General features: G+C 72.0%; 11 protein-coding genes. 2 read left to right on the plus strand and 9 right to left on the minus strand.

All coding sequences use genetic code 11. The annotated features are described in order from the left end of the window. Positions 1-92 precede the first annotated feature (92 nt). Both ACTIFU_RS19660 and ACTIFU_RS19665 read right to left on the minus strand, forming a co-directional pair. Positions 93-1,520, minus strand: coding sequence for an NAD-dependent succinate-semialdehyde dehydrogenase (locus ACTIFU_RS19660; protein WP_439580017.1), 1,428 nt, complete (start codon positions 1,518-1,520; stop codon positions 93-95). Between the two features lie 71 nt (positions 1,521-1,591). Beyond that, positions 1,592-2,434 carry a nitroreductase family protein gene (locus ACTIFU_RS19665; RefSeq protein WP_439580018.1) on the minus strand — a complete coding sequence of 281 codons (843 nt, stop codon included), beginning with the start codon at positions 2,432-2,434 and terminating at the stop codon, positions 1,592-1,594. A gap of 344 nt (positions 2,435-2,778) precedes the next feature. Between ACTIFU_RS19665 and ACTIFU_RS19670 the strand changes: the two genes are divergently transcribed. Then, entirely contained in the window at positions 2,779-3,327 is a 549-nt protein-coding gene (locus ACTIFU_RS19670; RefSeq protein ID WP_439580019.1) for a transglycosylase SLT domain-containing protein, read from the plus strand. Here ACTIFU_RS19670 and ACTIFU_RS19675 read toward each other — a convergent pair. Together ACTIFU_RS19675 and ispG are read right to left on the minus strand one after the other, a co-directional pair. Further along, positions 3,324-3,680: a hypothetical protein gene (locus ACTIFU_RS19675; RefSeq protein ID WP_439580020.1), complete on the minus strand. Its 357-nt coding sequence runs from the start codon at positions 3,678-3,680 to the stop codon at positions 3,324-3,326. The two genes, ACTIFU_RS19670 and ACTIFU_RS19675, sit on opposite strands and share 4 nt — an antisense overlap. Before the next feature lie 66 nt (positions 3,681-3,746). After that, positions 3,747-4,880: a flavodoxin-dependent (E)-4-hydroxy-3-methylbut-2-enyl-diphosphate synthase gene (gene ispG / locus ACTIFU_RS19680; protein WP_439580021.1), complete on the minus strand. Its 1,134-nt coding sequence runs from the start codon at positions 4,878-4,880 to the stop codon at positions 3,747-3,749. A 112-nt stretch (positions 4,881-4,992) separates the two neighbouring features. Here ispG and ACTIFU_RS19685 point away from each other — a divergent pair, with 112 nt between their 5' ends. After that, positions 4,993-5,817 carry an alpha/beta fold hydrolase gene (locus ACTIFU_RS19685; protein WP_439580022.1) on the plus strand — a complete coding sequence of 275 codons (825 nt, stop codon included), beginning with the start codon at positions 4,993-4,995 and terminating at the stop codon, positions 5,815-5,817. Positions 5,818-5,826: 9 nt separating this feature from the next. On the opposite strand, the gene ACTIFU_RS19690 is transcribed toward ACTIFU_RS19685, so the two are convergent. The 5 genes from ACTIFU_RS19690 to fabG form a co-directional block, all read right to left on the minus strand. After that, complete coding sequence (locus ACTIFU_RS19690; RefSeq protein WP_439580023.1) at positions 5,827-6,684, minus strand: DMT family transporter; 858 nt, start codon at positions 6,682-6,684, stop codon at positions 5,827-5,829. Beyond that, complete coding sequence (gene mltG / locus ACTIFU_RS19695) at positions 6,681-7,703, minus strand: endolytic transglycosylase MltG (RefSeq protein ID WP_439580024.1); 1,023 nt, start codon at positions 7,701-7,703, stop codon at positions 6,681-6,683. Before mltG ends, ACTIFU_RS19690 begins: the two co-directional genes overlap by 4 nt. Before the next feature lies 1 nt (position 7,704). Then, on the minus strand, positions 7,705-8,967 hold the full coding sequence (gene fabF, locus ACTIFU_RS19700; protein WP_439580025.1) for a beta-ketoacyl-ACP synthase II: 1,263 nt from the start codon (positions 8,965-8,967) through the stop codon (positions 7,705-7,707). A 40-nt stretch (positions 8,968-9,007) separates the two neighbouring features. Continuing rightward, positions 9,008-9,256 carry an acyl carrier protein gene (locus tag ACTIFU_RS19705; protein ID WP_019015290.1) on the minus strand — a complete coding sequence of 83 codons (249 nt, stop codon included), beginning with the start codon at positions 9,254-9,256 and terminating at the stop codon, positions 9,008-9,010. 165 nt (positions 9,257-9,421) lie between these two features. After that, positions 9,422-10,159 carry a 3-oxoacyl-[acyl-carrier-protein] reductase gene (gene fabG / locus ACTIFU_RS19710; RefSeq protein WP_439580026.1) on the minus strand — a complete coding sequence of 246 codons (738 nt, stop codon included), beginning with the start codon at positions 10,157-10,159 and terminating at the stop codon, positions 9,422-9,424. Positions 10,160-10,321 lie beyond the last annotated feature (162 nt).

Below are 10,321 nucleotides of genomic sequence, written 5' to 3' on the forward strand. Positions count from 1 at the left end.
CCCCCCCCCCCCCCCCCCCCCCCCCCCCACCAAACAAGCCATGGGGGGAAGGGCCTGAGGCCCGTCCCCCCAAACCCCCCATCCCCATGACCTTAAGCCTGCGAGACGAACTTGACGTTCAGGTATGCCTCCAGCCCCTCGATGCCCCCCTCGCTGCCATGGCCCGAGTCCTTGATGCCACCGAACGGCGTCTCCGGCGTGGACACCGTCAGGCTGTTCACCCCCACCATGCCCCACTGCAACGCATCGGCGATTGCGGTCGCGCGCTTCTCGTCGCTCGTGAAGGCATAGGCCGCCAGACCGTAGGCGACGCCGTTCGCGCGCTCCACCACCTCGTCGAAGTCGCGGAACGGTACGATCGGCGCAAGCGGACCGAACGGCTCCTCGGTCATGATGCGCGCCTCGGCCGGCACGTCCGCCAGCACCGTCGGCTTGTAGAAGAAGCCCTGGTTCGCCGGCCGCTCGCCGCCGGTCTTCACCACCGCCCCCTTGGCCTTCGCATCCGAGACGAACATGTCCATCGCCTCGAGCCGGCGCGCGTTCGCCATCGGCCCCATCTGCGTCGACGCGTCGAGACCGTCGCCGAGCTTCAGCCCGGACGCGACCTCGGTGAAGGTGTCGACGAACTGCTTGTACTTGCTCTCGTGCACGAAGAACCGCGTGGGCGAGATGCAGACCTGGCCGGCATTGCGGTACTTGCCGCCAGCGGCGATCTTGGCCACCGACGCCGCATCGACATCATCGAACACGATCACCGGCGCATGGCCGCCGAGCTCCATCGTGGTGCGCTTCATCCCGTCGGCCGCGAGCTTCATGAGCTGCTTGCCCACCGCGGTCGAGCCGGTGAAGGAGATCTTCCGCACCTTCGGATGCGCGATCAGGTAGGACGACACCTCCGCCGGCACGCCGAACACGATGTTCAAGGCACCCTCGGGCAGCCCGGCCTCCTGCAGGCAGCGCGCGATCTCGATCGCGGTGCCGGGCGTCTCCTCGGACGGCTTGAGGATGATCGAGCAGCCGGCCGCGAGCGCACCGGCGATCTTGCGCATCGGCGTGAGCGCGGGGAAGTTCCACGGCGTGAACGCGGCGACGATGCCGACCGGCTCCTTGATCACCATCTGGCGCATGCCGGGCATCCGGCCCGGAATGATCCGGCCATAGGCGCGGCGGCCCTCCTCGGCGTACCAGTCGAGGATGTCGGCGGAGGTCACCACCTCGATCTTCGCCTCGGCGACGATCTTGCCCTGCTCGAGCGTCAGGATCTTCGCGATCGCCTCGGCGCGGCCGCGCATGATGTCGGCGCCCTTGCGCAGGATGCGGTAGCGGTCAAAGGCGCTCATCGCCTTCCAGGCATTGAAGCCCTTCTCGGCGGCGCCGACCGCGGCTTCGAGGTCGGACTTCGCGGCGTGCGGCAGCTCCGCCAGCGTCTGCTCGGTCGCGGGGTTGACCACCGGCTCGCCCTTGCCGGAGGAGCCGCGGGTGAACTTGCCGTCGATCAGCATTTCCAGTGTGGCGTACATCGGCATCTCCTCCGGGGGATCGGTCGTGTGGCGCGGATCATCGTCCGGCGCCGCGCTGGGTCAAGGGCGCGTCAATCGAGCCTGAACCCCTTGCCGCGCACGAAGGCGCCGAAATCCGGCCGCTGCGGCGTCGCGTATTGCCGCGCCTTGTCCTCGCTCCAGCCATAGGTCGCGGCGGTGCCGAACCGCTCGACGTCGCGCTGCTGGTGCGGCCGGATCGCCTCGCGCCGCGCGTCATAGGCGGCGATCGCCTGATCGAGCCCGGACTCGTCGTAGCGATCGGTGTGCACGGTCACCGAGAGCGGCAGGCGCGGCGAGACGGGTGCGGTGCCGTCCGGCCAGCCCATGCCCAGTCCCGCCACCGGGAACACGTGGTCGGGCAGGGCGAGCAGGCGCGAGACCTCGGCCGCATGGTCACGGATCGCGCTGATCGGGCAGGTCGCGAGCCCGACCGACTCCGCGGCCAGCACGAACGCCGAGAGCACGATCGCCGCATCGACCGAGGCGTTGAAGAACGGGTCGAAATGGTCGTTGGCGAAGGGATGGCCGCGCAGGTCGTGCAGGCGCCGCTGGCGGCGGTTGTTGCCGCAGAACACCAGCAGCACCGGCGCCTTGGCGACCCAAGGATTGCCCGGCAGCAGCGCCTCGATCGACTGCCGCAGCGGACGGTCCTGCACGATCACGATGTCGGCCTGCTGGAGGTCGGACTTGGTCGGCGCCGAAAGCGCGCAGGCGGCGAGCGTGCGCACCAGCCGCGGATCGACCGGATCGGGCCGGTAGCGCCGGTTCGAGGCGCGGGTGGCCAGCCGCAGCAGGGCCTCGCACGGCACCTCCTCCGGCACCTCCACGCGCTCGCCGAAGCGGTGTTCCAGGGCCTCGGCCAGCGCGCGTGCCTCGGTGATCTCGCTGCTCATGACGGTCCTCCGTTCGCGGTCCGCGATGGTGCCCGGAGTGCCCACCGAGACAAGCCCTCCAGGGCGCCGGGCCGCCGCACAGTCCCGTCGAAACACGGCAGCACGGCCCTCCGGTCGCCATGTTTCTGCCACCAAATACAACCATCGCGAGAAATCTGACGCGTTTGTGAAAAGAAAGACTTCCTTAACCCCATGTCTCGGCCGTCGTCGCGCGTTAATGCCAGACGATGATTGGAACGCGACGATCGACTGTGCCCGCCTTGCTCGTGTCTTGCCTTTTCCTTGCAGTACCATCGCATGTACACGGGCAGGCCGAGGATCGGGGGGACCTGGCGGCGCGCTGCATGGCCGCGGCCCGCACGGCCGAGGCGGTCGCCGGCCTGCCGGACGGGCTGCTGGTCTCGGTCGCGGTGGTCGAGAGCGCGCTGCATCCCTACGCCGTGGGCAGCGAGCGCGACGCCCGCTATGCCCGCTCGCCTGCCCAGGCCAAGCAGGCGGCGCGCGCGATGGCGCCGGGCGCGCGCAGCGTCTCCGGCGGCTGCTTCCAGGTGAATATCGGCGTGCACGCGCGCGACGGCGCGGCCTGGGTGTTCGACCCCGCCGAGAGCGCCGGCTTCGCCGCACGGCTGCTGACCGAGCTGCACGCGCGCCACGGCGGCTGGGCGGCGGCGCTCGCGGCGTACAACGGCGCGTCGCCCGGCGGCAGTGTCGGTCGGGCCTATGCGTGCCGCGTGCGCGCCGCACTGGCCGAGGCCGCGCCCGCCTCGCTGCCGGCGATCCGTCTCGACGCCTGCCCCGCCGGCGCGACCCGGGCGATCCGCGCCAAGGCCGCGACGCTGCTCGCCATGGCCGGGGCGGACGATGACCAGCTCGCCGAGGCAGAGGCGCGTTAGGGCGTCGGAATCGCGCGCAGCACGCTCTGGCGGTTCGCCGCCATCGCCGCCCAGGCGCGCCGCAGATCGCCGTCGAACTCGCGGATGATGGTGCGGTTGGGACAGATCAGCCGCACCAGCGCCGAGGCCGCCATCTCGCTCCGGACCAGCGACCGCTGCAGCTTGTCGTGCAGCACGAGCCGTTCGCGCGGGCGCTCCTCCGGACCCATGAATGCGAGCTCGTCCATCACGGATTTCGCGTCCGTCACGCTGCCGATCAGCACCGACGCCATCGCCCGGCATTCCCAGAGCAGCCGCGCCGCCGCCGCCTCGTCCGCCCGTGCCCCGCCCGAGCACGCCAGCAGGGCCGCCATCACGATCGCCGCGCCCCTGGTCCGGACCCGAATCCTCCCCACCGCCCTGTCCGTCGTCCCCCTCCGCTACTCCGCCGCCAGGGCCGCGCCCTTCTGCGCCGCCTCGGCGGCCTTGATCGCCTCGGCCCGGCGTTCCACCAGCGCGACGATGTGCTCGATCATCGAGGCCCCCTCGATCGTGTGGTCGGTCCGGCCGGCGAGATAGACCATGTGCTTGCCGGCCCCGCCGCCGGTCAGCCCGATATCGGTCAGCAGCGCCTCGCCCGGGCCGTTCACCACGCAGCCGATGATCGAGAGTGTGATCGGCACCTGGATGTGCTCGAGCCGCTGCTCCAGCGCCTCGACCGTGCGGATCACGTCGAAGCCCTGCCGCGCGCAGGACGGGCAGGAGATGATCTTCACCCCGCGGTGGCGCAGGTGCAGCCCCTTCAGGATCTCCCAGCCGACCCGCACCTCCTCCTCCGGCTCGTCGGAGAGGCTGACGCGGATCGTGTCGCCGATCCCGGCCCAGAGCAGGCTACCGATGCCGAGCGCCGACTTCACCGTGCCGCTGCGCCGCGAGCCCGCCTCGGTGATGCCGAGATGCAGCGGGTGGTCGCACGCCTCCGCAAGCTGCTGATAGGCGGCGACGGCGAGGAACACGTCGGACGCCTTCACGCTGATCTTGAAGTCGTGGAAGTCGAGCTCCTGGAGGTGGGCCGCGTGCCAGAGCGCGCTCTCGACCATCGCCTCGGGGTTGGGCTCGCCGTACTTCTCGAGCAGGTGCTTCTCGAGCGAGCCCGCATTCACGCCGATCCGGATCGAGCAGCCGTGATCGCGCGCCGCCTGCACGACCTCACGCACGCGGTCCTTGGAGCCGATGTTGCCCGGGTTGATGCGGAGGCACGCGGCACCCGCCCGCGCCGCCTCGATCGCGCGGCGGTAGTGGAAGTGGATGTCGGCGACGATCGGCACGCCGACCTCCGGCACGATCTCGGCCAGCGCCGCGGTGCTCTCCGCGTCCGGCACCGAGACGCGCACGATGTCGACGCCGGCGATCTCGGCGCGGCGGATCTGCGCGATCGTCGCGGCCACGTCGGTGGTCGGCGTGTTGGTCATGGTCTGCACGGTGATCGGCGCATCGCCGCCGACCGCGACCCTGCCGACATGGATCATCCGGCTCCTGCGCCGGGTGATCTGCTGATACGGGCGGTAGGACATTCGGCACTCTCCCGCGTTGCACGGACTATGGCGATCCCGACGCCGATGCGCCAGTGACGACGCAGGGCTGCGACCCTGCGCCGCGCGCGCCAGGAGCCAGGAGGAACGACCCATGCGCGATTGGACATTGCCCGACATCATGACCTTCGAGGGAAGGACGGTCCGCTACCGTGTCGCGGGCAATGGGCCGCCGATCGTGCTGATGCACGGCACGCCGTTCTCCTCGGTCGTGTGGCGCCGAATCGCGCCTTTGCTGGCAGAGACGCGCCGTGTGTTCTGCTACGACATGCTCGGCTACGGGCAGTCCGAGATGCGGGACGGGGACGACGTCTCGCTCGGCGTGCAGAACCGGCTCTTCGCCGCGCTGCTTTCGCATTGGGGCATCGGCCGGCCCGACGTGGTCGCGCATGATTTCGGCGGCGCGACCGCGCTCCGCGCCCATCTGCTCGATCGCCGCGACTACCGCTCGCTGACGCTGATCGACCCGGTCGCCGTCAGGCCATGGGGCTCGCCGCTGGTGCACCACGTGCGCGACCACCAGGCGGCGTTCGCCGGGATGCCGGCCTACATGCACGAGGCGATCCTGCCCGCCTACCTGCGGAGCGCGATGCAGCAACCGGCGACCGACGCGGTGCTCGCCCCGCTGATCGCCCCCTGGCTGGGCGAGGTCGGGCAGGCGGCGTTCTACCGCCAGATCGCGCAGATGGACCAGCGCTTCACCGACGAGGTCGAGCCGCTCTACGGCGCGATCCGCTGTCCCGCGCAGATCCTGTGGGGCGAGGACGACCAGTGGATTCCGATCGCACAGGGTCGTCGTCTCGCCGCGATGATCTCCGGTGCGCGGTTCATGCCGGTGCCAGACTGCGGCCATCTGATGCAGCACGACGCGCCCGAGGCGATTCTCCACGCGCTCGCGGGATTCCTGCCGTCGGCGTGACCGGCGCGCTCAGCGCCGAGGTGGCAGGGCGGCCAGCCCCGCCCCGGCCAGCATCACCGCGACCCCCGCGACCGCGCGCAGCCGCACCGCCTCGCCCAGGAACAGCCAGCCCATCGACACCGCGACCACGAGTTCGATGCTGCCGACCACCCCGGTGGCCGGGCCGAGCCGCGCCGCGCCGGCCGCGAGCGCAAGGCCCGGCAGGACCATCGTCACGACCCCGAGCGCCAGCATTGCGAACACCGCTGCGACCGTCGGCGGCGGCACCGCGCCGGACAGGATCGCCGCCGGCAGGGCACCGAGGGCACAGCCCAGCGTCACGGTCGCGCTGCGCGTCAGCAACGGCAGCACCGTGAGGGGTCCTGCCAGCATGTTCAGCAGCAGCGCGTAGCCGGCCGGCGCCAGCAGCGCGAGCGCGACCAGCACCACCTGGCCCTGCCCGAGCGTGGCCGGACCGACCACCAGCGCCGCGCCGACCAGCACCAGGGCGGCGCCGCCCAGCAGCACCCTGGATGGCGCGCGCCCGAACACCGCCCAGCCGATCGCCACCGCGAAGGCCGGAAACAGGTAGAAGATCATCGTCCCGGTCGCGACCGGCAGCGCGGCGAGCGCGCGGAACCACATCGCCACGCCGAACCCGAGCCAGAGCCCGGTCGCCAGCGCGAGCGCCGCCGGGCGCGGATGCAGGGGCGCCGCGCGCAGCCCGGGCGAGAGGCCGAGCGCGGCGATCCCGAACCGCGCGACCGTGGCGGTCTCGGGCGCGACCCCGGCGTCGAAGGCCAGCCGCGCAAACAGCGGGATTGTGCCGAACCCCGCCGAGGCCGCCAGCACCAGCGCCGCGCCGAGCGCGCGCTCCCCGGCGCTCAATTGGCGCTGCGCCGCTCGCGCTCGATCGCGCGCCAGCGCGCCACCGCCCGGTTGTGCTCCTCCAGCGTGCGGCTGAACACGTGCCCGCCGCGCCCGTCGGCGACGAAGTAGAACGCATCCGTCGCCTCGGGCCGCACCGCGGCGAGGATCGAGGCGCGCCCGGGCGAGGCGATCGGCGTCGGCGGCAGGCCGCGGTTGCGGTAGGTGTTGTGCGGATGATCGGTGTCCAGATCGGCGCGGCTGATCGGCCGGTCCAGCACGCCGAGCCCGCCGGTCACGGCATAGATCACCGTCGGGTCGGACTGCAGCGGCATCCCCCGCCGCAGCCGGTTGACGAACACGCCCGCCACACGGCCGCGCTCCGCCGCCACGCCGGTCTCGCGCTCGACGATGGAGGCCAGGATCAGCGCCTCGCGCGGGGTGTCGAAGGGCAGGTTGTCGGCCCGCTGCGCCCAGGCCTCGGCGAGCGCGCTGTCCATGCCCTCGCGCATGCGGCGGATCAGCGACTCGCGCGTGTCGCCCCAGGACCAGGCCCAGGTCTCGGGCAGCAGCGAGCCCTCGGGCGGCGGTGTGGCGACCGTGCCGGTGAGCCCCTCGGTCTCGTCCAGCAGGGCGAGGATCTGCGCCACCGTCAGCCCCTCCGGGACGGTGAGGCGGCGCTGCACGGTGCGCCCCGAGCGCAGCGTCTCGATCACGGCGCGCAGCGAGGCGCGCTCGGCGAAGGCGAACTCGCCGGCGCGCAGCGGCCCGGCCTCGGCGGTCGCCCAGGTCGCGATCAGGAAGGCGCGCGCGTTGGCGATCACGCCTGCCTGCTCCAGCCGTTCCGCGATCGTGGCCGTGGCCGCGCCGCGCGGGATCACCACCGCGCGCTCCTCGGCCAGCGGCCCGGGCGCGCCATACTGCGCCACCGCCCAGTGGAACGCGCCATAGGCGCCCGCCGCCAGCACCGCGAGGGCGAGGACGAGGCCGGCGAGCAGGCGGCGCACCCGCCCCCGCCGCGGAGGCGGGGTGTCGGTCATGTCAGTGGGGCTTGCGGAACAGGATCGAGGCGTTGGTGCCGCCGAAGCCGAAGCTGTTCGACAGCGCGACCTCGATCTTCCGGTCCTGCGCAGTGTGCGCGACGCGGTCGATCACGCTCTCCTGGCTCGGCGCGTCCAGGTTCAGCGTCGGCGGGGCGACGTCGTCGCGCACGGCCAGGATCGAGAACACCGCCTCGACCGCACCGGCCGCGCCGAGCAGATGCCCGATCGCGGACTTGGTGGAGCTCATCGCCACCCCGCGCGCCGCGTCGCCGAACAGCCGCTCGACCGCCTGGAGCTCGAGATCGTCGCCGAGCGGCGTCGAGGTGCCGTGCGCATTGATGTAGCCGATCTGGTCGGGGGTGACGCCGCCGTTCTTCAGCGCCGCCTTCATCGCCCGGAACGCGCCGTCATGGCCCTCGGCCGGCGCGGTGATGTGATGGGCGTCGCCCGACATGCCGTAGCCCGCGACCTCGGCGTAGACCGTCGCCCCGCGCTTCTTCGCATGCTCGTACTCCTCGAGCACCAGCACGCCCGCCCCCTCGCCCATCACGAAGCCGTCGCGGTCCTTGTCCCAGGGGCGCGAGGCCCTGGCCGGCGTATCGTTGAAGCCGGTCGAGAGCGCGCGGGAGGCGCAGAACCCGGCGATGCCGAGCGTGCACACGGCGGCCTCGGAGCCGCCGGCGACCATCACGTCGGCGTCGCCGAAGGCGATCAGCCGCGCGGCGTCGCCGATCGCGTGCACCCCCGTGGCGCAGGCCGTCACGACCGAGTGGTTCGGCCCCTTGAACCCGTACTTGATGGAGACGTGGCCGGAGGCGAGGTTGATCAGCGCCGAGGGAATGAAGAACGGCGACAGACGCCGCGCCTTGCCCTCGATCACCTGCTGGGAGGCATCGAAGATCGTCTGCAGCCCGCCGATGCCCGAACCGATCATCACGCCGGTGGCGCAGCGCGCCTCCTCGTCCTCGGGCGTCCAGCCGGAATCCTCGACCGCCTCGGCCGCCGCCACCAGCGCAAGCTGGATGAAGCGGTCCATCTTCCGCTGATCCTTGGCGGGCATCCACTCGTTCAGGTCGAGCGTGCCGTCGGCCTTGGTGCCCTGCGGGATCTGCCCGGCGATCTTGGCCGGCAGGTCGGAGACGTCGAAGGACTGGATCGCGCCGATCCCGGACTCGCCCGCGAGCAGCCGCTTCCACACATGCTCGATGCCGATGCCGAGCGGGGTGACGACTCCCATGCCGGTGACGACGACACGACGCATCCCGGACCTCCTGAACCTGAACAGCAGGCGGAGGCGGCCCTCAGGCCGCCTTCTGCTTGACGATGTAGTCGATCGCGTCCTTCACGGTCGTGATCTTCTCGGCGGCGTCGTCGGGGATCTCGATGCCGAACTTCTCCTCGAACGCCATCACGAGCTCGACCGTGTCGAGGCTGTCCGCGCCCAGGTCGTCGATGAACGAGGCGGTCTCGGTGACCTTGCCCTCCTCGACGCCGAGATGCTCGACGACGATCTCCTTCACCTGCTTCGTGATCTCGGCCGTGTCCGTCATGGGGGTGTCTCGCTCCTTGGATCGTCTGGGGGAACCGGCGCGCCGGTCCGGACGGGGCGCGGCATCGCCCCAAGGATGACGAGTCCCGCCTCCCGCCCGGAAACCGGCGGCGCATACCATCGTTCCGCGGGCTTGGCCAGCGCCGGGCCGCGCGCCGGGCGGGGGTCAGATCATCGCCATCCCGCCGTTCACGTGCAGCACCGCGCCGGTGACCCAGCCGGCCTCGTCGGAGGCGAGATACACAGAAGCGGCGGCGATGTCGGCGGGCACGCCGAGCCGGCCGAGCGGGATGCGGCCGGCGAGCGTCGCCTTCTGCTCGTCCGAGAGCGCGTCGGTCATCGCGGTCGCGATGAATCCCGGCGCGATCACGTTCACGGTGATGCCGCGCGCCCCGACCTCCTGCGCCAGCGCCTTGCTCATGCCGACCAGCCCCGCCTTGGCGGCGGCGTAGTTCGCCTGCCCCGGATTGCCGGTCGCGCCGACGATCGAGCCGATCGAGATGATCCGCCCGGCGCGGCGGCGCAGCATGCCCTTGAGCGCGGCCCGGCTCAGCCGGAACGCGGCCGAGAGGTCGACCGCCAGCACGGTGTCCCAGTCCTCGTCCTTCATGCGCAGCGCGAGGCCGTCGCGGGTCAGCCCGGCGTTGTTCACCAGGATCGCGAGCCCGCCCATGGCGGCCTCGGCAGCGGCGATCAGCGCGTCGGGGGCAGCCGGATCGGCGAGGTTCGCCGGCAGCACATGCGCGCGCTCGCCGAGCTCGGCGGCAAGGGCGTCGAGCGCCTCGCGGCGCGTGCCGGAGAGGCCCACGGTCGCGCCTTGCGCATGCAGCGCACGCGCGATCGCGCCGCCGATGCCCCCCGAGGCGCCGGTCACCAGAGCCTGCTTGCCGTCCAGTCGGAACATGAGGGGTCTCCTTTCCGGGCCCCCTCACCCTGACCCTCTCCCCCTGGCGGGGGAGAGGGAACCCGGTGGCGCCGGCGCGTCCCCTCTCCCGCGTGCGGGAGAGGGCCAGGGTGAGGGCCCCTCAGCGCCGCGACAGCGACGCCGCCTGGGCCGCCAACCCCT

This window comes from Elioraea sp., from assembly GCF_051860475.1.
GTDB lineage: Bacteria > Pseudomonadota > Alphaproteobacteria > Acetobacterales > Acetobacteraceae > Elioraea.